Below are 23,554 nucleotides of genomic sequence, written 5' to 3' on the forward strand. Positions count from 1 at the left end.
GCATCCATCTGTGGTTCACGCCGTCTTGCTAGGACGGGCCTGACGACGCAATCTTTGCCTCCACTACCGTGTCCGTTCCCGGTGGTGTGTCGATCAAAATCGCATCGGTGTGATCGGGCGTAGGCCGGTGTCGTCCCGGTCGCACCCGTTTGCCGTTTAGCAGTGTTCCGATTGGCGTGTACCGAACGAGGTATTGGTAACTGATCAGCAAGACCACGGAAGTCACGACGCAAATGATCGGTAGTTTGATGTAGGGCGACAAATCCCAATCGCGGACCCACGCCTGGACCAACAAGATGACCGGCATGTGGGCGACGTACAGCCAATACGATGAATCGGACAGATACCGCATCACGGGGCTGTGGGCGTGGCAATAACGACGAAACAGTCCCATCATTCCGATGGACATCAGCCAAGCGTAACCGGCTTGGCACAGCAGGCCGACGATGCGATGCGTCTGGTTTCCAGCACCGCCCCAGGTCAGCCCGACAGGAAACAAAACGGCTAACGAAACCAGCAACATCGCCGGCCAGTGCCGCGACAACCGGCCCGTTGTGTCATCGGCGCGGTAATACAACGCGCCGAAGAAAAAGAACACGGCGTAATAGGCAAGCACGACCGGCAATGGCAGCAAGCCGATCGAAGTGTCAGGACCGAATTGGCCCGCGTTGCTTTTCATGGACGCTTGCAGGAGTGCGGTCACCGGCACCACCAGCACGATCACCCAAAACGCCGATGCCGCCCACATCGTCGGTAATGCCCATGGAAGACGTCGATAGATCCACACGCCGATCACAAACCCGACGACTAGGAAGCACAGGAACCACAAAAACCATAGATGCAAAAACACGGGAACGAAAAACAACGCGGCCAGCAATGCTTGCGCTGCCTCCTTTGCTTGGTCGGCTGATTCCGCTGTCGTTGCTGAGTCGATGGACTTCTCCGGAATCCACTGGGCGATCCTTTGGCGACCGGCTTGAACCGCTTCCTGCTTCACGGGCGCTTTGACAAAGCCGGCGATCATTTTGGTCAGTGACCAAGGTGCCTGCATCACATCAGCCGGAGTCTCTCCCTTGTAGTTGGCCAAGGTCGGGTCGGCACCATTGCGGATCAAAACCTCCGCTGCATCGTCACGCCCCAAAAACGCGGCCAACAGAAAGGGCGTCGCACCATCGTCGGATCGTGCATTGACGTCCTGGCCGTCGTCGATCAACGCCTGGATTCGGTCGGGCTGGTCCATGATCACGGCCGCCCAAAGGTTGTCGGCGCTGGCGTTGGCATCGGCGGGTTGCTGGACGAACGCCGATACGATCCACACCGACGGGATGATGGTGAACAACCCCAAAACCAAAGGTAGAAAAATCCGCCGAAATCGATGCCACAGCAAAGCCGGGATGCCGCGTCGTCGCAGCAACATCATTGTGAAAAAACCGCTGATCAGAAAAAAAAGCGGCATCCGAAAGCCATGGATCATCGACAGAATGACGCCGAATCCGTCGGCTTGCCGGCTGTCTTGCACCGCCCAACCCGATGCCACCGGCAAGAACGAAATCATGCCGTGCAACACAATGCCCAGCAGCATGGCGACCGCTCGCAAGGCATCCAGATCATGTCGGCGCGGATCGGAAAGAATGGCGGCTTTCGACATGGCACGGATGCTGATTGATTCGGCGGGGCGACGGCGGGAAAAGGCCGGTGAAGGATCCGTTCATGACAGAACCCGGCTAAGTGTGCCCCCAAACGATACCGCTTTCGCCGGGACCGAATGAATCTTGGCAATCCGGCCGATTAAATATTGCCGTGCGTTGATCCGACAGGCTTTCGATGCGAATCCGTCAACGCAAATTCGTGATCGATCTGGACCCGACGACTACTTTCCGCCTTTTAATTCATCGTGCAGGTATTTCGGCAATGGGCTGGTGGTCGACCAACCGCCATCGACGACGATGTTTTCACCGGTGATTTGGCCGGCCCGCTGGTCCGCCAAAAACAATGTTGCATAGGCAACGTCACCCACGTTACCGACGCGTCCCGATGGGCACACGCTGGCCCAGCCGTCGGCGTATTCCTGGTCTTCGGAGGTGCGCTCGTTCAACGTGGCGCCGGGCGAGACGACGTTGACGGTGATGCCGTGCGGCCCCAGTTCATCGGCCAATGAAATGGCCAAGTGGCGGATCGCTGCTTTGGTCATGCCATACGAACTGGTGTGGGCATGGGACTGCATCCCGCAAACCGACGACATCAGTACGATGCGTCCGGCGGTCTTGGCGGCGATCATCTGCTTGGCAGCTTCTTGCACGCTGAAATAGGTGCCGCGCATGTTGACGTTCATCAAATAATCGAACTCGTCGGGCTGTACCTTCAAGAACGGGGCAAAGACGGTGATGCCCGCATTGGCAACCATCACATCCAGTCCGCCGTGTTGGGCACTGAAATCACGAACATGGCCCTGAATCGCTTCGACATCGGCCACGTCGCAGGGATATCCGGTAATGTCCGCGCTGGGGTACTGGTTGCGAAGCGCTTCGACAGCTTTGGCCGTCGTTTCGTCGCGTCGTGCGTTCAGGCCAACGATGGCGCCTTCGGCAGCGAACTGGCGGCTGATCTCGTAGCCGATGCCGACCGATGCGGCAGTGACAAAGACTCGTTTATTCTCAAAACGCAATGACATCGTGGGCGTGATTGGGGTGAAGCGATGAAGAAAGCATGACCCGGTCGCGACCGACCGCCGACGGCATGATCTTAGCGATGATCGACTGGCCTTGCCCACGCCCTGGACGTTTGCCGTGTTCCCGTGAGTCTGTCTTAAGGACGCTGAATCAAGTACCACAGCGTCTTGTATTTCGGACCCAGCTGGATCCCCGATCGGTCGCCGGCCAAACGAACCGGTACTTCGGTTTGCGGTTCGCCCGATGCTGTAAGCGATGTCACGTTGACCTTTCCAGGAATCACCACCGATGCGCTGATGCCCTCGGCGATCGTCGGTGCGTCGCCCCAGTCGGTGCCCACACTGGTGCGAGATTCATTCCACCGCATGCCGGTGTTTTCAACGCGTCCGACCAGAACCAGCAGCATTCGTTCGGAGGTTTCGATCGGCCGGTTGTCCAACGAAGCCAGGCCGAACGACGCAAATTTTCGGTCCAGCCCCCGAACAATCAGCGAAACGTCACCAAGCTTGATCGTGTGATCGGCCAACTGTCCGACGGCAGCTCGCACCGTGGGAGCATTGACGACAAAGGTCGCCGGGCCGCCGCCCTTGTTGTCACCCGGTTGCCAACGGACTTGGCTTGTCTGTGCGGTGGCATCGGTGACGGTCTTCCGCCTGATCACGGGCGTGTCGGTGTGGCCCACTTTGACTTGCAGTCGGTGTTTCATCAGCCAATCGTCTTGTGCTGCCGCCGCGGACCAGTGATCGCTAATCGATGCATCGGCGTGTGTCGCATCGGTCGGGATCTGCAACGTCATGGATGTTGCCAACGGGTGGACCCCACCCTGACGGAAAATCTGTTTTGCGATGGGCAGCCACACCAAGTGCCCGGGGTGATTGGCCAATTCGAAGTACGAATCAATACGTGGAACTTCCGGAGCCTCCGATGAATTCATGTACGAAAACTGATAGATCGCGTCCCAATCCTGCATTGCCGCTACCGACGACAGGATCGGAAACATCTCGACCGCCGATTCGTTTGGCGCCGGATGGTTGTATTCACTGACGCTGAACGGCATCGCCGCGACACGATGTCGGGCGATCAAGCCGATACGGCCGCCGTCGGATTCGCCGATCATGGATGTGTTTTCGATCGTCCAGTTGGACGGATCCCAAGGCCGTCCCGGGAATCGGGGGTGCTGCCAGTACCCGTGCATGTCGATGAAGTCGGACCAACGCGATTCACGCAGGATCCCGGCGGTTTTGCCGTAGCTGGCTTGGGTGTTGATCACCATTGCTTGCAGGCCAAGATCGAGCTTCAGAAAGTCTCGCATCATGACGTGATAACGCTGTTCGGTATCCATCAGGAATCTTAGGTAGTCCCGCTGTCGTGGCACGGTATCGACACGACGCGTCAGCCGGACATTGCCCTCAGCGATGCTTTGTGATTTTGCGGTTCCCAAGACTCCGCCGGGACGAAGTGATGCACCGGAGAACCAAACCGATCCGATGTCATTGCCCATCACCCAACCGACACGACAAACGTCTTGATGGCTTTCGGTCGCACGAAACGGCAAATCAAATCGTTGCCATCGCGACGTCAATTGCACGGCGGTTTGTAGGCCCAAATGATCCCAGGGATCGATCGCCAGCCGGGCTTCGGGACGGACGGTTCGTGGTCGATCACTCTTTGCCCAAAAACTGAACGTGTACAGACGCCCGGCTTCCAAGCTGAGCCCGCGTTGATTCAGTTGGAAATGCCATTCTTCGCTGCCGGGCCGGGTGAGTTCACAGTGAATGCCGAAAGATTCACCCTCCGGCGCGTCCTGGCTGATTTGAATGGTCGCTTCGGCCGGCGCGGGGGCCTGCAGATTCCAAGCGTCCAGTTCGCCGCCGGCAGCCGGTTGGGCAAGCATGGGGGCACCCAGCGGCTCGTCGACTTCGCCCCAAGCCCGACGCGCCTGGTCGATGTCGTCGTATCTTGCCGCCAACCATCGATTCCATTGCTTTTGAAGTTGCGGGCCCCACGGTTCGCCCAGATCCGCCAGAGAATCCCAGGGGGCAGTCGTCAGGCTGTTTTCGTTGTTAATCTCCACACACAGGATCGCCGGTTCATCCACATAGGTCGTTCCCGTGTAGGGGTTGCGATGCGTCAACAGGTCCTTGGCATATTGTTTTTGAAGTTGGATGTAAGGCGCGTAAAAGTTGTCCAAGGCTTTGCCGTACCGAAAGGCTCGTTCGGTGCTTCGATCAATGCCGGGGTAATCGCGGGAAACGTGTAAGTTCAGGTTGCTGTAGATCCCGTTCTGTTTCAGCTGGGCGATCAGCCAATCCAGTCGGTCCAGCTGGTCAGCGTCCAGTCGTTTGCGACCGCGATCCCAAATGCCACGCGGGGCGGACGCATTGTCCATGTGATGGAATCGAACCACGTTGACGCCTAACTGCCCCAGTCGTTTGGCGATGGCCGTGGCATCGGTCTTGTCGGGGAATGCGCCGCCAAAACAAAGGTTGGTACCGATGAAGCGAATGCGTTCGCCGTTGCCGTCGACGAAGTGTCCGTCGTTGACCGTCACTCGTCCCGGCTGTCCGGCCGGAATGATCACATCATCGTCGACCAGAAAATCAAGCCGGTCGTCGACTGCCGACATGCCAAATTCAAACCAGCCTTGGGGTTCTTCAGCGGAACCCGGTATCCAGGTGCTCGAGACGACCAGTGCGATCGTCAGAAGTATTCGAAAAACAGCGGGATGCGAAAACAATGAACGCACGAATGAATGAAGTAGTGACATGCGTTTGCACCGGAGAGTCGGCTGGAGGGGATGGGGGCATGCGGCCGGATCATCCGATGTCATTGGATGCGATCCGCGGGCGTTCGACGTGGTCACGCCAAGCGATCGTCGGCCACGATCAAGGTGGGGATACCTTTATCATGCGTCACCGTGACCTTGATTAGGAGGTCGGCGGCGAAAAATTGGGGCCGACTGCGACGGTTTGTTCGATCGTCGCGTCGACATCGGTGGTCTGGTCGATGAATCGATGCCACCATTCTTTCGCGGCATACTTGTCCCAGCGTGACGCGTCGACGCATTGGGCCAGGGCTTGGTCCAGCGCGTCGGCATCCTTGGGGCGATCGTCCGGCGATTTTTCCAGACACCACATCAGGGCACGCTCCAAGCCGGCGTCGACGGGGCGTCCCATTCGTTGTGACGGGGATTCCGGGCTTTCGCGAACGTGTTGTTGGCACAATTCAACGATGCTTTGACCACGGAACACGTTGGTGCCGGTCAGCATGTAGTATCCGACCGCACCGACGGCGTACAGGTCGCTGCGGTGATCCAAAGGTTGGTGTTGAATCGCTTCGGGCGACATGTACAACGGCGTGCCGGTCAGCGATCCGGCCTGAGTCATTTCGCGGTCGGAATCTTGTGGTTTGACCAATCCGAAATCCAACAGCTTGACGAAATCCGCCATGCCGCCACAGCGGGTCAGCATGATGTTGGCTGGTTTGACATCTCGGTGGATCAACTTCTGTTCGTGGGCTTCGGCCAAAGATCCACACAGTTGACGCAGCAGATAAATCACGCGCCCGGCCGGTTGTGGGCCGAACCGACGGATCAAGTCATCCAAGCTCAGCCCGTCCAGGTATTCCATCGCGTAGTAGAAAACGCCTTCGGGAGTTCGACCGTAATCAAAGATCGCGATCGTGTTGGGATGGGTCAGGCGGCACGTCATTTGAACTTCGCGTTCAAAGCGTGCGATGGCCTGTTCATCATGGCGATCGACGTTCAGTAGCTTGACCGCGGTCGGACGGTGCAGCATTTGGTGATGGGCACGATAAACTTCGCCCATCGCGCCGGCACCCAATTTTTCATCCAGTGAATATTGCCCTAGGCGTCGTGCTTCGACCACCGCTTCGCGTCCTTGTCGTTCCAATTTGGATGCGTACAGGGTCAGCCCGAACAGCCCGGCGGTGACCAGCACCAGTAACGCTGTCAAACCCAGGAAAGCGATCCGAAGTGATTGCAGCGACTGGAATGCTTCGGAGGTATCGAATTCCGTACCCACGCCGATGTCGAATTCGTCCAACCACGTCCACGCGCCGATGACACGAACGCCGCGATAGTCGCGATATCCACCAACGTTCAGCCCTGATTCCCCGGCAGTCGCCGACTGGGCAAGCGCGGTCAACGGTTGCTCATTTCGCCGAAGCTTGGGGCGATTGCCCGTGGTCATGTCGACGCCGGGATCACGCAGTTGGATATTCAACAGCGACCGAACGTGCGGACTGTCTTCCAGCAAGCCGATTTCTTTCAGCGTTTCATCAAAGCGGCTGGCGGTGACCATCAGACCGTCACGATTGAACGCGTACGTTTCCCCGGTTCGGCCTGACCGTGCGACTTGCAAGATCTTCGAAAACTCATCTTCCGGACGAATCCGCAGACACAGCGCGGCCAAGATTTCACCGTCGTCCTGTTGAACGGGCGCGTTGATGAACATTACCGGAACGCCCGCACGGATTTCACCGTCGACATCGGGCATGGCCAGGATGCTTTTCATCGGCGGCAGGTAGTGCGTTTCGCCGGCGAAGATGGGTTCAAATTGAGGCAAGAACTTCTGTAGCAACTCCGTGTTGCCGACGGCCCCTTCAATGTCACTGGCCAACACCAAACCTGTGCGATCGACCACCATGTAACCCTGGATGTTTTGGGTTTCCAGCCAATCGTCCAACAAATCGCTTAATGTGCGTTGTTCGGTTGCGGACAACAACGCCGCGGTACGCTGCTGCGCTGTGGCATCATCGGCGACCTGCATCAAGCCACTTACCAGGTTCAATACCCGTTCGTCATGGCCCAAGGATTCCGCGTCTGCTTCACGGACGTCCAGCCAGATCTTCAAAGCCGCCACATCAGCGTTCAACAAGGCTTGTAATTGCTGGGCCAGGGTGTGTTCGACTTGGCGTTCGACGTGGCGGTGCGTGAACCAGCCGACCAGAAACAAAATCACGGCGGCGATCAGGGGCCATGTCCACAAACGGCGGCGGGTGAACACCAAGTTGGAAAGTGCCGATGTCGCCACGTTCTTGATGCGTGACGCACGAGATCCCAAGACGGATTGCTTGGACTGGGATACATCGCTGGCATAGGAGGAAGAAGTTTTGGGGCCGCTCATGATTCATTCTGGCAGCGTCCGAGGGCGAACCGTGCGAAACGCTTTGGCAAGGCTGTTGGGGCTATTCGATTTTGGGCGGGGGAAAAGCCCCGGATTCGGCGGATGTGACGTGCCATTCGTTAGCACGATCGAAGGACTTGCTGGGTATTCTGAGCCGAATCCGCGGAAAACGCCATGCTCAAGAACATGCTGTTCCGGCCGTACCGGCGTGACGCAACTGGAAAAGCGCGTCGTCGGCGACTCTCAATCGTCGACTGACTTCGCGTCCCAGGTTCATCATGATCATCGCGTACTGTTCGACGTCGTTGCGCAACAGAATACCCAAGGATCGGGTCGGAATTTGGATCGTCTGGCAATCCGATTCCGCGTAAACGCTGGCCGAACGTGGACAAAAATCAATCAATGCCATTTCGCCAAAGCAGTCGCCCGGGCCCAGGTGGCCCAGGGCAAAAGTTTGATCGTGCCAGATCCTTTGAACGGTGACAGATCCCGATTCCAGGATATAGACGCAGTCGCCGCGGTCACCTTCGTGAAAAAAATATTCACCCGCGGCAGTGTGCAATTGGGTGGATTCACTTAGCAAAAGTTGCAGCGATTCCGGTTTCAATCCTCCAAACGCGGGCATTCGGCGAAGCAGTTCGACGCGGTCATCAGACATGGCTCGACTCACTTTCAAATCGTTGCAATCAAGACGCGATCGTATCGGACAGAACCGTTCATCGTACCGATCCGATTCATCGCGGTGGCTGTCAAAATTGCCGATCTGTTGTGACGCAATCGAAGACGATGGATTCTGTGGTGCCTATTCTGACGTACAGATTGGGGCACCTTTGTCGTATTGTCAGCGAATCACCAATGATCGGGTGAAAACGTCACCCCCGATCGATCACAGGCCGATGTCACTTGCAATTTGTGGGCAACTTGATGGATGACGCGATGGTTCCGCTGTACAACCAACGAACAACGGCGACAAAACCTGTTGCCCGCGAAAAGATCGATTCGCCAAACCTTCAATACCAGATGACGCAGGAGTGCCCGATCCGTGTGGCGTTGCGGTCGTCACGTCAGGTGCTCGGTCTAGTTGCGATCGTGGTGTTGTGCGTTGCGGCGGGGCAACGGGTGGTGGCACAGCGACCCGAAACGCTTCAAGACGCATCGACGTCATCGGTCAATCAAGACAAACCATGGGCCGTTTTTCGAACGCCAGGTCTTGGTGATTCCCAGCGGTCACCTTTCTATCGCGTCGAGGTCCAAGGACAGCCGGCGGATGTCTATGTCACGCGACCGCCGGCGGGCGACGGACGCACCGACGGCGCGGCCTTTGATCGTGCCGATCGTCGATCGTTCAGTTTTGCGACTTTCCAATGCGGCAAGGCGGTGGATGTGAAGGTGCAGAAGTTGAACGGGGCCTTTCAGCAGGTTCGTCTGCGCCCGAGTCGAAAGATTGGCGTCGACTTCGACATTCTTCAGCAAGATGCCCAGGCCGGCTGGGTCAAGATTCGCGTGCACAAGCCCGGTGTGAAAGTATCGGTGGAGTTCATTGATCAGCACTTTCGCCAGCGTCGGGATTTACCACGTGACGCACTGCTTTTGTTTGCAGACCCGATGGCTGAACAGCACGAGCAATTCCTTGGTGGGCCGGCGATCGACGACGACGATATCGGCTACGTGACACCAGGAGCCAAACTTGCTTCTGTTCAAAGCAAGCCGGTGATTGTCTTCCCACCCGGCATTCATCGGATCGGCGACTGGAAGGTGCCGGAAGGTGTGCAGCGGATTCATCTTCAAGGCGGCGCCTATGTGATGGGCGCCATCGATGCACGATCCGTGGACGGTTTAATGATGACAGGATCCGGGATCTTGTCCGGCGAAGACTTTCCATGGCGATCGCAGCACGGTTCAGACGAACCGGTGATGCATGACCCATGGAAGACGTCCATCAAATTGGTCGATGTGGGGCCCGATTTCAAAATCCAGGGGGTCACTCTGGCCAACGCACCCCACTTTGTTTGCAATACGTTTGACCATGGCGGCACGATTCGCAACGTCAAGATTCTTGGCAGTTGGCGATGGAATAACGATGGTTTCGACGTGCCACGAAACGGCATCGTCGAGGATTGTTTCGTGTCGGCTTTTGACGATGCATTCAAGCTGTATCACGACCATGCGGTGGTGCGGAACTGCGTCGTGTGGCAAATGAACAACGGCGCCGTTTTTCAGTTGGGGTGGTTCGGGAAAAACGTTTCCGATGTGCGTGTTAGTCATATCGATGTGATTCATACCGAGTACACCGGCACCAATGAAAACTGGGGCTTGGTCAGCATGGCCCGTCATGATGGAGCCGGTGTGATCGAAGACTTTGTGTTTGAAGACATCGTGATGGAAGGTCCCGTTGCCCGGCTGATCGGATTGCACTTGCACGAATCACCCAAACAGAAAATTCGTGACATGCGATTTCGCGATATCAGCGTGGACCGGTGGTTGGACCCGAGCGATTACAACAACATCGCGGAAACTGGCAACGTGCCTTCGCAAGCGGATCCGTCGGGGGTGACGAATGTCGTTGGTGGTGACGTGCAAGGCTTGGCTTTCGAACGTCTGCGGGTGGCCGGCGAGTTCATCAGCCAGCAAAACTTTCAAACGACGGGACGATTCACTGTGATCGGATCGCCCGAGGTAAGCTTTCCATCGGATGCATCCTCCGGCGACCATCCGAAGTCAGAAAGTCGCGATGCGCGGCAAGATTGATATCCAATGTTGATGTCCCGCTGTGTTCAACGGGTTTGGCACGCGGGATGGACCCGGCATTGCCAAACGATATGATCGGCGGCTAGGACTTGGATTGCTGCACAAGATGTCGTGCCGACGGCGCGGCTCCGACTTTCGCAGCAAGCGTCAGACTTTTTGTTAACGATCGTCAGCAGGCAATCGGATGAGTGATGGCTCGGTTTTTCGTGGATGCATTCCCGCGCTGATGACGCCCTGTGATGAACAGGGCAAGCCAAATTTCGGTGCTCTGGTCGATCACGGCAAACGGATGATCGATGCCGGAATGTCCGGGGTCGTTTACTGTGGATCGATGGGCGAATGGCCCTTGTTGTCGGATGCACAACGGCAAGACGGTGTCAAAGCACTGGTCGATGCCGGGGTTCCGGTGGTGGTCGGGACCGGCGCGATCAGTCCCGCGGTGGCCGCGGATCACGCACGTCATGCCCAACGTGTTGGTGCGGCCGGGCTGATGGTCATCCCGCGTGTGCTTTCGCGCGGGACATCGGTGGCCGCACAACGGAATCACTTTGCCGCTGTCCTAGCAGCAGCACCCGATTTGCCCTCGGTCATCTACAACAGCCCGTACTACGGCTATGAAACGAAAGCGGACTTGTTCTTTGAACTCCGTGATCGTTTTGCGAACTTGGTGGGATTCAAGGAATTCGGCGGTGCCGATTCACTGAGCTATGCCGCCGAACAGATCACCAGCGGCGACGACGGTTTGTTGTTAATGGCAGGCGTGGATACCCAGGTCTTTCATGGGTTCGTCCGCTGTGGTGCCGACGGTGCAATCACGGGAATCGGAAACTGTTTGCCCGATGCGGTGTTGCGGTTGGTCGATCTGTGTCGAAAGGCTGCCGCCGGTGACGTCCTGGCTCGTCGCTATGCCAAAGAACTGGATGACGCCTTGGCCGTCCTTTCACGCTATGACGAGGGACCCGATTTGGTGATGTACTACAAGTACTTGCTGTATCTGCAAGGATTTCGGGAATACCGAAATCATCTCGAGCCCACCGATGGGTTGTCGCCCAGGCAAGCCGCGTTTGCCGAGTCTCAGTTGCAGTTGTTCCAGGCATGGTGGGATCAATGGGTCCCACAATGCGAGGCTTGATTTTGCGGACGCCATCGCCGCGGGGGGGGGACCTTCAGCGGCGTGAGAATGATTGTGCAAAAATCAGCTCCCGCATGTTCGACTTTGGCGTTTCGATGGACCATCATAGAGCGGGGCCTTTGATTGGCTCTGCGGGGTGCTATCGTTTCTAAATCTGACGGGGGCCGTGCCGAGTCGCTGAATGATCGGGTGTAGCCGGCGATGGATTCCTAGTCAGGCAAACGGACATGACATTGCAGGGCTGGCATGACCCGATCCGAAAACAAGACGCTGGACGAGGTGATTGCTGCGTATCTGCAGCGGCTGGAATCGGGGCATCATTTGGACCCCGAGGAATTCGTCCGTCCCTGGCCTCGCCATCGTGATGCGTTTTTGGGGTTCATTCAAAGGGCGAATCCGGGGAACAGTGCGGGCGATACCGAGGCCGGTCACGGGGCCCAAACCGGAACGGAGCCGAGTCTTGGTGGGGATGCCAAAGACCCAACCGCTCACGACAATGCCGCGGCACCACCGTCCGATTCATCGTTGGTGTCGGACGAATCCCGTCCGTCATCGCCGACCGGTGATGCATCGGCCGAACTCCATGTCCGGTCCGGCCGTCCAGACGTGGTGGGCGAATACCGGCTGGAACGTCTAATCGGCCGGGGCGGAATGGCCCGAGTGTATCTGGGGCGGCGGCAATCGGATCAGCATCCTGCTGCGGTCAAGGTGCTGGACGCCGTCGCGGCCTCGGATGAAGTGTTGGTGCAGCGGTTTCGGCGTGAAGCGTCGGCGATCCGATCATTGGATCACCCACACATTGTCCCAATGCTGGATTTCGGATCCGACGATGATGTGTCGTATCTGGCGTTGAAGCTGATCGATGGTTGCACGCTTGCCGATTTGGTGTCGGCGATGCGAATCGCTGATCCACGATTGCAGAATGAATCTGATTCGGAAATCCAGTCTGGCGGTTTGTCGACGGTCGGGACGATGTCTGCGGAGATGCCATCAACATCGGATGGACGCGATCAAGAAACTGATGAAGCATCCATTCACTCGGGTGCAATGCATGGTTTTCGTCCCAATGCGATGGCGTGTTTTGCTGCGTCGGCGAAACACGGTGACCGTTTCCAGGATATCGCGGAAATGATCGCGGTGGCGGCCGATGCGTTGCAGGCGGCTCATGATCAGGGCATGGTGCACCGCGATGTCAAACCATCCAATTTGATGTTGGATACCACCGGGCACCTGTGGTTGACGGATTTCGGACTGGCGTCGCTGGGGGAAGTGCACACGGTCGTAACGCAGACGGGGCAGGTGATCGGGACGCCACACTACATGAGTCCCGAGCAGGCCGTGGCCGATCAAGGGCAAGTCGATCACCGAAGTGATGTCTATTCACTGGGGGCGACGTTGTACGAATTGGTCACCGGTCGGCGGCCCCATCACGGGGATCGGTTTCGCATCTTGATGGAAATCAGCGCCGGTCGGTTCCCGCCACCGTCGAAGGTGTTGCCCGACGTTCCCCGGCCGTTGGAAGCGATCATCTTGAAGGCGATGCAGCGAATGCCGTCGGATCGCTACCAGGCCGCCGCGGACATGGCCGCCGATTTACGACGATTTGCGGTGGGAACGGCGACCGTCGCGCGGACGCCCGGCCCCGCCGATCATGCGATTCGCTGGGTGGTATCCAATCCGAAAGCCACACTTGCCGTTGCGTCTCTTGCCGCGTCCATCGTGCTGGCCGTCATTGCGGCCCAGTACGTGATGGGCCAACGTCTGGCCAGGTTCAACCGCGAACTGGGGACGGCCAACGAGACGCTCGAACGCACTAATGCCGCGCTGGCCAAAAGCAATTTGGATTTGGATCAGAGCCAGCGGCGGTTGCGGCGGCAGTTGTATGTCGCCGATGTCGCCGCCGCCTATCGCGCCTACGATCGTGGCGATTTCGACGCAGTGGAGCAACTGTTGGATCGTCACGACCCGGACCGCGTCGGGATGGAACCTGGGGCGTATGATCCGCGCGGATTTGAGTGGCGGTTGTTGCGGACCATCACGCATCGCCCCGCCCCGTTGCGGATCGAAGCCGATCCGAAGGGGGTGACCGAGATCGCGGTCACCAGTGATGGGCGTCAACTGGTATCGGTCGGGAATTCCGGGGACGTGGCGATTTGGAGTCTGGCCGATGGACCCTCGTATGGGCAACTGATTCGCCGACATCCGATCGGCGGGCGTCTGGATGCCATCGCTGTTTCGCCGGATGCGAAGTGGTTTGTTACTGGATGTAATGTGCCGTTGGGAATCAACTCGGTTCAGGTGCATCGCATGGAAGATGGCGAACTCATTCGCCGATTGGAAGGCCATGGCTATTCCGTCGAATCGGTTGCGATTTCGGCCGATGGGCAGTTTATTTCGACCGCGGGACGCTATCACACTGTGAAAGTGCACGACGCCGAAGGCAACTTTATCGGCAGCGGAATGGCCGAATCCCGTAACGAATCAATGACCTTTGCACCGGACGGTGAAACACTTTTGACGGCCTATCGCGAGACCGATGAAACCACCGGTGAATTGGTTGGATACAGCATCAAGATGTGGCCGGTGGCGGACATGGATGCGGCGACGAAGTGGCGAACCGTATTGGACAGTAAGTCGTTCGCGTTTTCAGGCGATGGCCGAAGGATCGTTGTGGCGAACAACAATGACTTTGCGGTCTATGGCTGGCCCGATCGTAAGCAGTGGAAGCACCATCGCGGCATTCGCGGGCGACTGCGTTGCATCACGCTGGACCATACGGGGCAACACGTCGCGGCGGGCTGTGACAACGGCCTGGTTTATGTGTGGGATCTCAATCGTCCGCTAGATCGTCCGGAAGTGATCACGGCCAGCGATCGCAGGATCACCAGCATCAAATTCATTGACGCGAATACGTTGGCCGAAGGTGGCGAAGACGGCGTGATCCGTATCTACCGTCTCAATTTGTCTCGCCAACCGTTCCGCTCCATTGGTGACCCGATGATCAATATTGCGGCGGCGAACCCGGCGGCGACGCAAGTCTATACAAGGCTGCAGGAAGGCGGCGTCCAGAAGTATGACTTGTCGACCTTGAAGGTCACCAAGGTGGCCACCGAAAACGACACGCAGCGGCGTGCGATCGATGTGTCCAGCGATGGCCAATGGTTGGCGGTGGGCTGTCAGGGACGCGTCGTCGTCCAATCCGTCGACGGTCAAAACGTGGTCGCTCGGTTGCCGATCGTGGGTCAGCCCCAAGAGCCGGATGCGGTCCGGTTCACCAAGGACAATCAATACCTGTTGTTGCTATTCGACGACCATCTAAGGCGTTACCGAACATCCGATTGGACCGAGCAGGGACGGTTGATGGGCCCGTCGCCCGGTGCCAGTCGGGTGGTCACGCTCGATCAACGAGATCGATACTTGGTCGTTTCCCACGAATTGTTGTGGTGGATTGATTCGGAAACGATGCGTTTGGTCGATCAACGTCCCAGCCAGTACGGCAGCTACTGCAGCGCGGCCGTTTCCGCCTCACAAGAACTGCTGGCCGTTGGACATCATGACGGCACCATCGAACTGCTGCGGACATCGGATGGTTCTCAGCGTCGCTTGATGCGTGGGCATCGTGACAGCGTCGACGACATGTGTTTCATCGAAGACGACCAAACGTTGGTTTCCGCATGTTCCAGCGGAACACTTCACTATTGGGATGTGCGCAGTGGTCGCGACCTGGGCTTTCTGAAATTCGAACATCGCCAATCCGATCGCTTGTTTTTCAGTGAATCGCTACAGCGTCTGATGGTTTTTGGCATCAACGATCCGTGCAAGGTGCTGGCCGTCGATCCTTTGTTCGCCGACGATTCCTCCACCGCGCAGGCGGCCCCAAAAAAGGCGATGACACCAGCACCGCGTTGATCCCGATGTCACGAAAGAGGCGGGCATGTCAGCGGGGCCGACAGAATGCGGTCTGAGTACTGGAATAGAAAAAAAGAGATGGGGCGCGAGCAATATTTCCCAAGCAAGGACTCCTCTGCTGTTCGAAGAAACACGGCAGCGGGATCCCGGCGACGGCTCACTGACGCATTCGTGGCCCATCTACGCATAACCGGCCACTTATCACCGTTTCCGTTACAATCGAAGGTTCCAGCGACCTAACCGCGAAGATTTCCGTTCCTTCCGATGCTGATGGATCGAAAATTCACGCCGTTTTAGAGTTCCCCGACGGCGAACCCGTTCTCTACGCATATCGACGAATGATTCTGAACGTCAACGCGTCGGACGCCGTGACCGAACCACCCAAAAACCAGCGATCGCGAGGTGTTATGATGTCGGACTTTCCATCGATCGCAGTCGTTTTTGCCAAATGATCGTGGATGAAACAAGACTCGGGGCAGTGCTGGACTTCATTGAGAATCGGAATCATCAGTATGCTTCACCGTCGACATCTTCACGCCCTGCACTTGTGTTTATCCGCGATCCTCATTTTGATTGTTTCAGGAAAGAGTACTGACGCACAAATTCGATTCGACAAGAACTTGCTTAAGAATGATGACGCGTGGTTTCAATCCGACGTCGCTCGGGCAGTTGCCGACAATGTGATCCAATATCAGTCGCCGCAAGGCGGTTGGCCGAAAAGTACGAATCTGGCGAGGCCGCCGCGTGCCCCCGATGACATTCCACGGCCCGGCGACGGTCGTGCAAACAGTCTTGATAACGATGCCACCACCGTGCCGATGCAGTTTCTGGCTCGGATGGCGCATGAAACCGGCGACATTCGGTACCGAGATTCATTTCTAAAGGGTGTCGACTATCTGCTTGCCGCTCAGTACCCGGGCGGCGGCTGGCCTCAGTTCTGGCCGCTGAGGAAAGGATACTACTCACACATCACATTTAATGACGGGGCCATGATTCGCGTCATGCATTTGCTTCGTGATGTGGCGGATGGAGAAGCTCCCTACGGATTTGTCGATGGGATGCGACGACGCAAGGCAGCAGAAGCTGTTCGGCTTGGTATCGAATGTATTTTGAAGTGCCAGGTGGTTGTCGATGGTGTTCCCACTGTGTGGTGCGCACAGCATGATGTCAAGACGCTGGCCCCGACGCAGGCCCGCAGCTACGAACATCCATCGCTCAGTGGTAGTGAAAGTGCCGGTGTATTGATATTTCTGATGAGCGTCAGCGACCCAACGCCCGAGATGATGCGGGCGGTCCAGGCCGGCGTCGAGTGGTTCGACTCGGTAAAGATCGAGGGCTACCGCTACAACAAAAGCCAAACGGGTCTTGCGCTCACCAAAGATCAACAGGCCGCGCCACTGTGGGCTCGTTTCTACGAGATTAAATCGAATCGTCCGATCTTCAGTGATCGCGACGGAGTGATCAGGTTTGACATTCAGGAAATTGGAGGCGAGCGGCGCGGCGGATACTCATGGTACGGAGACTGGGGGCAGAAGGTCGCACAGGAGTATTCCCAATGGCCTCATCACGAGGGTGTGAAAAAACAATTGCGATCGCGATCCAGGCGTATACCAGAGCACAGCGGTGCCAGCAGTCATCGTTATCGCGCGATCGTATCGACCGACATCGGTGGCACGGATCCGGACGACTTTCAGTCCATGGTTCACCTACTTGTCTATTCCGACTTGCTTGATCTTGAAGGGCTGGTTTCGTCGCCATACGGCGAAGGCCGAATGAAGGACATTCTTGATGTGATCGATTGCTACGAACAGGATTACGAATGCCTTTCAAGCTATTCGGACAAATACCCCAATCCGGACATCCTGCGTGCGATCACAAAGCAGGGAGAAATCGAGCGTGCTCCCTATGCGGGCGTAAGACGGCCAACCGAAGGGTCTCGTTGGATTATTGATTGTGCACATCGAGATGATTCTCGGCCGCTTTGTCTCCTGGTCTGGGGTGGGCTAGAGGATGTCGCCCAAGCATTAAACGATGCGCCGGGAATTTTGCCAAAGTTGCGTGTTTATTGGATCGGCGGCCCCAACAAAAAGTGGTCTCCGGATGCTTATCAATACGTCGTTGATCATCACCCGACGCTATGGATGATCGAATCCAATGCAACGTATCGCGGCTGGTTTACCGGTGGCGATCAATCGGGTGTTTGGGGCAACGAACGATTTGTGTCCGAGCACATCAAGGGCATCGGTGCGCTCGGGAACTTCTTCGTTCGGCAGAAAGCCGACATCAAGATGGGCGACACACCGTCGGTCGGCTGGTTGCTTAACGGTCGTCTCGAAGACCCGAGTCGCCCTGGCTGGGGAGGCAGGTACGTTCGAGCATGGAAGCGGCCCAATCTGAAATTGAATCGTCTGCCGAAGGAGTCTGATCGAATCGAAGTTTTCGGGATTCTCGAATTAGTGATACCCGCTGGAGATGCGCCGCCAGACGCAAAGGCGACTTTGATAGTCGAGAATCAGCGTCTGATTGGGCATCTGGCTGACGACAGGACGATGCGGTTTCGGTTCTGTCCAAAAGCCGCGAAACAATACTCGTTCCAGCTCGAAAGCAACGTGGCATCACTGGACGGTTTAAGAGGGGCAATTACGGCCTGTGCACCCGAGCCCTCGGTTGCCGCACGTCCTGATACCAGGCTGCCAAATTGGTGGACGGATGATCTGACACCATCTCTGGCGGAAGGCCCGCACAGTGGGGCAAAGACCGTCAGCCGTTGGCGAGAGTCCTATCTCAGCGACTTTGCCGGCCGCATTCTTCGCTGTCAGCGACCAGCCACAGTAAACGCTGCCGAGGTCACGCCATGATGATAAGAAAACTTACCGTAAGCCATCGAAGACTTACGATCCTGATTGTACTTGTTGTATGTCTTCCGGGCGTCAAATGGGGCAATATCGTTTCCGCTCAGGACTCGCCATCTGCCGATCGCCTGATGTCTCTCGGTCGAACGCGTGTCTCGATCAACGATGGGTGGCGTTTTATCAAGTACGCCGATGCGGAAGACGCCGACGCTTTGATCGATGACGTTCGGCCAGAAGTCACCGACAAAAAGGACGACCGGCCGGCTGACACGGAACCAACCGAAGCAGAAAAAGTCGTGGCAAGTGATGAAACGCTGAAGCCGTGGATTCTTCCGTCGGGAAAGGCATTTGTTTCCGACCCTGCAAAACGAACGCAGCGCCAGGACGGAAACACGGGCGTTGGTTTTCCGTTCGTTCAGAATTCGTTCGACGCGCACGGCACGATTGTTCCCCAGGCGAACCACCAATTGACATTCCACGTCGAAGGCCCTGGACACATTGCCGCCACCGACAACTGGTGATCCCACGTGTTTCGTCGCCTTCCCGTCAGCCACGCGGCCCGCCTTCAACGGTTTGTGCCTTGCCATTGTTCGCACAAAGAATGGTGAACATGGTGAGATTCGCGTGACGGCGACCACCAAGGGGCTGCCCCTTGCCTCGGTCACGATTGCAGCTGGGACAAAATAGGAAGCAAAGACGCTTTATGCGAATCAACCCTCGTCGAATTGAACATCCGATTCATCCTTTCGTGGCGAGGATGGACGACACGCACTATGCAAATCTTCCGGCAAACGACAGTCGCACTCAGGAAGCGAGTATGAGAATCCATATCACACTGATGTTTGTTTTATTGGCGTCGGTAAAACTGTTCGCCCAGGACGTGCCGCTGGTTTATGACGTTGAGCATATGGGGGCAAAGTTCGACGCGCCCGTGTTTCCCGATTATGAAAAACTGCCAGTTGTCCGCCCGTTGCCTGATCCTTTCGCCTGGTCCGATGGAAGCGGTCGTTCGACGGACTTCCGAGACTGGAGTCGACGGCGGTCGGAGATCAAAGCCGAGATTGAACATTACGGGATCGGACAGAAACCGCCTCGCCCGAAAAACATCACAGCGGATTTCAAAGACAGCACTCTGACGGTCAACGTCACGGAGAATGGCGAAACCTTGGTCCTGACGGCGCGTGTTCGTCTGCCCGAAGGTGACGGACCGTTTCCAGCAGTCATTGGAATCGGGTTTGGTGGCGGCAGCGGGAGCCTTCCGTCCGACATTTTTGCCAATCGCAACGTCGCGATGATTGGTTTCAATTTCAGCCAAGTGATGTCGCACACTCAGAAGCGAGGTCAGGAACCGATCAATCGGCTGTACCCTGATTTGAATCACATCGGCGCGTACAGCGCGTGGCCGTGGGGAATCAGCCGGATCATCGACGGCTTGGAACTTGTGGAAGGAGTACTTCCAATTGATCGCAAACATCTCGCGGTCACTGGCTGTTCCTTCGCCGGAAAGATGGCGCTGTTTGCTGGGGCCTTTGATGAAAGAATTGCACTGACCATCGCACAAGAATCCGGCGGAGGCGGCGCGGCAGCGTGGCGTGTTTCCGAAACGCTGGGGAACGTTGAAACGCTGGGGAAAACTAGTCGTGCCTGGTTCCTTGAAGACATGTTCCGCTTCGGGAATTCCGTTGAAAGACTTCCGTATGACCATCACGAACTGATGGCAATGGTGGCTCCACGCGCATTGCTAGTGCTTGGCAATCCCGATTATGAATGGCTGGCCGATGAATCTGGATACGTTTCCTGCCGCGCTGCTCACGAAGTGTGGAAAAAGTTTGGCATCGCCGATCGCTTTGGATTCTCGATCGTCGCCGGACACCAGCACTGTCAACTTCCTGACAGTCAGCGTCCGGAAGTCGAAGCATTCGTCGACAGATTTCTTTTGGGAAAGAAGGGTGTCGACACGGTCGTCGTAAAGCATCCGTTCGGCGATCTTGAACACACGATGTGGTACGACGGATGGACCACCGGCAAGTCGACATTCCCGACGCCCGATTCGACCCGCGTGGAAACGCTGTCCTTCGAGGCGGAAGACCTGAAACGCGGAACCGACTGGCTGGTCGCAAACGACGAAAAGGCGTCAGGCGGGAAATACGTGACCATCAAGTCCGGTATGAACAGCCCCCAAGCGGCTCCATCCGGCGTAGCCGCAACACTGACCGTTCCATTCACGACGAAAGAAAACTCGAAGTACCATTTATTTGCTCGAGTCAATTGCCCGTCGGCCGATGATGATTCGTTCTGGATCAAAGTCGACGATGGGAAGTTTGAACCAGCGAACGGATTGGGAACAACCGGCTGGGAATGGGTCAAGCTGGGTAGCATGATTCTGAAGCCCGGCGAGCACACACTGGCCCTCGCCTACCGCGAAGACGGCGCGTTGCTCGACAAAATCGTATTCACGACCTACCCGTTTGGCCCGGCAGCGCTGGAATCAAATGTCGCGGCGCCAGGCGGTCTTTGAAGGAAGCGGTCGGATCGCGTTTCAAGATAGGCGTGGGAGTCAGCCATCGCGTCCTCCAAAACGCGGAAGACGCTACGATCATTACGAAGCGTTTCTGAAAATTGGCTCCGGAAAACGTCAGGAAGCCACAGGGCATTCATCCAAAAGAAGGGCAATGAGATTTCGAAACAGCCGATGCCCTTGCCGACTTTGGCATTCACTTGGGGCAAGCCAGACATGAGGTCTGGCGAACGGCGTTGCAGCCCGTCCTGGAGAAGAATCTGGGCGAGCCGGCTAAAATCGAACATGCCGTTTCACCAATGGGAAACCCTGGACTCCGACCCCGAACCCACAATCACGGTGTCTGTTAATGAAGATTAGTTTTCAAATGCGAATTGGAGTTGCCCTGCTACTTCTGTGGGGTTTCACCCATCCTAGCCACGCACAAACAAAGATCGTTGTCGACGCCACAAAAGCGGATTCCGTCATCGCTCCTGAAATCTATGGGCAATTCGCGGAACACCTGGGAGGCTGCGTCTACGGTGGGCTGTGGGTTGGCCCCGATTCGCAGATTCCCAACGAGCGAGGCTATCGCAAGGATGTTCTGGACGCGCTTAAGCGACTCAACGTTCCGGTTCTTCGTTGGCCGGGCGGTTGCTTCGCAGACGATTACCACTGGCGTGATGGCATCGGGCCGCGCGACGCGAGGCCCCGAACGCTCAACATTTACTGGGGCGGCGACGAGACGAATGCGTTTGGCACGCATGAGTTTCTCGATCTTTGCGAAATACTCGGTTGTGAAGCCTACGTGGCCGGAAACGTGGGTTCCGGCACGGTCGAAGAAATGCGTGAGTGGGTCGAGTACATGACAAGCGACTCGAACAGCACGCTCGCACAAATGCGGCGAATGAACGGGCGAGAGAAACCGTGGCGCGTCAAGTACTTCGGTGTTGGCAACGAGAACTGGGGCTGTGGAGGGAACATGACGGCCGAATATTACTCCGACCTCTATCGACGTTATGCCACATACGTTCGAAACTTCAGCGGCAATCGCATCACAAAAGTCGCGAACGGACCAAGTGGTCGTGATGTACCGTTCATGGATACCTTGGTCCGCAACGCCCACAGGCAAGCCGACGCCTTTAGCATGCACTATTACGTTCTGCCCGGGGCCGACTGGAACGCAAAAGGAGACGCATTGAATTTTCCGGAGTCAGAGTGGTTCTCCGTCATGCAGCAGACGTATCAAGTTGAGGATCTAATCAAGGACTACATCGCGATCCTGGACGAAGTCGATCCTAATCGACGGCTTGACCTTTACGTCGACGAATGGGGGACCTGGTACGACCAGGCCCCGGATGCACCATCCGCACTCTATCAGCAAAACACCATCCGGGACGCCGTTTCAGCTGCTCTGTTCTTCCACATCTTCCACGAACATGCCGACCGAATCACGATGGGAAACATCGCACAGGTCGTCAACGTGCTGCAAGCAATGATCCTGACTCGCGACGATCGAATGCTGCTGACGCCGACGTATCACGTCTTCGAAATGTACAAGATTCATCAAGGCGCAAAGCATATTCCTCTGGACGTGAACAGTCCGGCCTACACGTGCACGACCGCGAATGAACCACCAACCAATCCTTCCGCCAGTTTCAAGACTGATGCAAACTCCGACAAGTCGTGGAGCAACCAGGTGGATGCGATCTCAGCGTCCGCGTCACTGACAGCGGAAGGAATGATCAACGTGTCGCTGGTGAACACATCACCGACAGAGTCCTACCTGGTTGAGTTGGCTTTCGAGGGCTTGGACCTGACCAAAGCAAACGGCCGAGTGCTTAGTGCAGAGCGGATCGATGCTCACAATACGTTTGACGATCCGGAAGCGGTGCAACCACAAGTAATCCGAAACTTGATGACCGTCGCAAACACGATCCAGATCACCATTCCGCCTGCAAGTGTCTCGGCAGTCACTGCTCACTAGCGGACAACGGAGACAACGTGTCAGCCGTGCGTCGGTGAAGCACGCATGCCATGGACGGGCGCGGCGCTGCGTCCGTAACCCAGGTTGCTGCGCAGATGATTGCTCGCAGTCGGTCCTCGCAGCGAAGTGATATTCGGAGCGTCTTCGTCAATCACACTCCCATTCCTTGAAGCGTGTGTGCCAGCTTGCACATGTTTTGCGGATCAATCCGTGTAGGATCATCCTGGATATCACGAGCCCGGGGGCCGTTGGCGCGAGCTTGCGATTGGAAGCTCGTGCTTGGTCTGCGGCGGACGCTGGTAGCGTTGTTTGACGAAAGGAAAAGTGCCGTCGTTTCAACCCTGTCACCGAAGGGGCACTGATTCAGTTGAAACACGAAAAAAGGCCTCAAGCAACAACGTGCTTAAGGCCTGTTGGGCTCGGTAAAGACCGAGTGCGGATGAGAGGATTTGAACCTCCACGTCCTTATCGGACACTAGAACCTGAATCTAGCGCGTCTGCCAGTTCCGCCACATCCGCTGAAATCGCGCCGAAGAAAATCTTGGGCGATTGAAAACTGCGGCCGCTGACGAACGAAGAATCGGCGTCGCGGCCACGGCAGATTCAGGAAGAT

At 56.8% G+C, this 23,554-nt stretch carries 14 protein-coding genes and 1 tRNA gene; 7 read left to right on the forward strand and 8 right to left on the reverse strand.

The features are described 5' to 3' along the window. Positions 1–28 precede the first annotated feature (28 nt). The 5 genes from HFP54_RS19385 to HFP54_RS19405 form a co-directional block, all read right to left on the reverse strand. Entirely contained in the window at positions 29–1,648 is a 1,620-nt protein-coding gene (locus HFP54_RS19385; protein WP_168566439.1) for an acyltransferase family protein, read from the reverse strand. Between the two features lie 222 nt (positions 1,649–1,870). Then, positions 1,871–2,671: an SDR family NAD(P)-dependent oxidoreductase gene (locus tag HFP54_RS19390; RefSeq protein ID WP_168566440.1), complete on the reverse strand. Its 801-nt coding sequence runs from the start codon at positions 2,669–2,671 to the stop codon at positions 1,871–1,873. 134 nt (positions 2,672–2,805) lie between these two features. Further along, a complete protein-coding gene (locus tag HFP54_RS19395) occupies positions 2,806–5,295 on the reverse strand; it encodes a carbohydrate binding domain-containing protein (RefSeq protein ID WP_168566441.1) in 2,490 nt (829 codons plus the stop codon). Between the two features lie 301 nt (positions 5,296–5,596). Next, positions 5,597–7,816: a serine/threonine protein kinase gene (locus HFP54_RS19400; protein ID WP_168566442.1), complete on the reverse strand. Its 2,220-nt coding sequence runs from the start codon at positions 7,814–7,816 to the stop codon at positions 5,597–5,599. Between the two features lie 178 nt (positions 7,817–7,994). Then, positions 7,995–8,474 carry a Crp/Fnr family transcriptional regulator gene (locus HFP54_RS19405; RefSeq protein WP_168566443.1) on the reverse strand — a complete coding sequence of 160 codons (480 nt, stop codon included), beginning with the start codon at positions 8,472–8,474 and terminating at the stop codon, positions 7,995–7,997. A gap of 266 nt (positions 8,475–8,740) precedes the next feature. Here HFP54_RS19405 and HFP54_RS19410 point away from each other — a divergent pair, with 266 nt between their 5' ends. The 3 genes from HFP54_RS19410 to HFP54_RS19420 all read left to right on the forward strand — a co-directional run bounded on the left by HFP54_RS19410 (position 8,741) and on the right by HFP54_RS19420 (position 15,605). Then, positions 8,741–10,564, forward strand: a complete 1,824-nt coding sequence (locus HFP54_RS19410) for a glycosyl hydrolase family 28 protein (protein ID WP_168566444.1) — start codon at positions 8,741–8,743, stop codon at positions 10,562–10,564. 184 nt (positions 10,565–10,748) lie between these two features. Next, positions 10,749–11,696, forward strand: a complete 948-nt coding sequence (locus HFP54_RS19415) for a dihydrodipicolinate synthase family protein (protein ID WP_168566445.1) — start codon at positions 10,749–10,751, stop codon at positions 11,694–11,696. A gap of 246 nt (positions 11,697–11,942) precedes the next feature. After that, positions 11,943–15,605 (forward strand): WD40 repeat domain-containing serine/threonine-protein kinase, encoded by a 3,663-nt coding sequence (locus HFP54_RS19420; protein ID WP_168566446.1) that lies wholly within the window; start codon positions 11,943–11,945, stop codon positions 15,603–15,605. 322 nt (positions 15,606–15,927) lie between these two features. Here HFP54_RS19420 and HFP54_RS25300 read toward each other — a convergent pair whose 3' ends face one another. Next, positions 15,928–16,113 carry a hypothetical protein gene (locus HFP54_RS25300; protein ID WP_206036299.1) on the reverse strand — a complete coding sequence of 62 codons (186 nt, stop codon included), beginning with the start codon at positions 16,111–16,113 and terminating at the stop codon, positions 15,928–15,930. A 4-nt stretch (positions 16,114–16,117) separates the two neighbouring features. Between HFP54_RS25300 and pelA the strand changes: the two genes are divergently transcribed. Then, complete coding sequence (gene pelA / locus HFP54_RS25305) at positions 16,118–18,463, forward strand: pectate lyase (RefSeq protein WP_206036300.1); 2,346 nt, start codon at positions 16,118–16,120, stop codon at positions 18,461–18,463. Here pelA and HFP54_RS19435 read toward each other — a convergent pair. Further along, a complete protein-coding gene (locus tag HFP54_RS19435; RefSeq protein ID WP_168566320.1) occupies positions 18,421–19,026 on the reverse strand; it encodes a hypothetical protein in 606 nt (201 codons plus the stop codon). The genes pelA and HFP54_RS19435 overlap by 43 nt on opposite strands. Before the next feature lie 4 nt (positions 19,027–19,030). On the opposite strand from HFP54_RS19435, the gene HFP54_RS26535 reads away from it, so the two are divergent. From HFP54_RS26535 to HFP54_RS19450, 3 genes are all read left to right on the forward strand, one after another. Further along, positions 19,031–19,144 (forward strand): hypothetical protein, encoded by a 114-nt coding sequence (locus HFP54_RS26535; RefSeq protein WP_527249673.1) that lies wholly within the window; start codon positions 19,031–19,033, stop codon positions 19,142–19,144. Next, positions 19,125–20,975, forward strand: a complete 1,851-nt coding sequence (locus HFP54_RS25310) for a glucuronyl esterase domain-containing protein (protein ID WP_235952055.1) — start codon at positions 19,125–19,127, stop codon at positions 20,973–20,975. Before HFP54_RS26535 ends, HFP54_RS25310 begins: the two co-directional genes overlap by 20 nt. Positions 20,976–21,324: 349 nt before the next feature. Then, on the forward strand, positions 21,325–22,941 hold the full coding sequence (locus tag HFP54_RS19450; RefSeq protein WP_235952056.1) for an alpha-N-arabinofuranosidase: 1,617 nt from the start codon (positions 21,325–21,327) through the stop codon (positions 22,939–22,941). Between the two features lie 434 nt (positions 22,942–23,375). On the opposite strand, the gene HFP54_RS19455 is transcribed toward HFP54_RS19450, so the two are convergent. Continuing rightward, positions 23,376–23,460, reverse strand: a tRNA-Leu gene (locus tag HFP54_RS19455). Positions 23,461–23,554 lie beyond the last annotated feature (94 nt).

The organism is Crateriforma spongiae (genome assembly GCF_012290005.1).
Lineage (GTDB): Bacteria > Planctomycetota > Planctomycetia > Pirellulales > Pirellulaceae > Crateriforma > Crateriforma spongiae.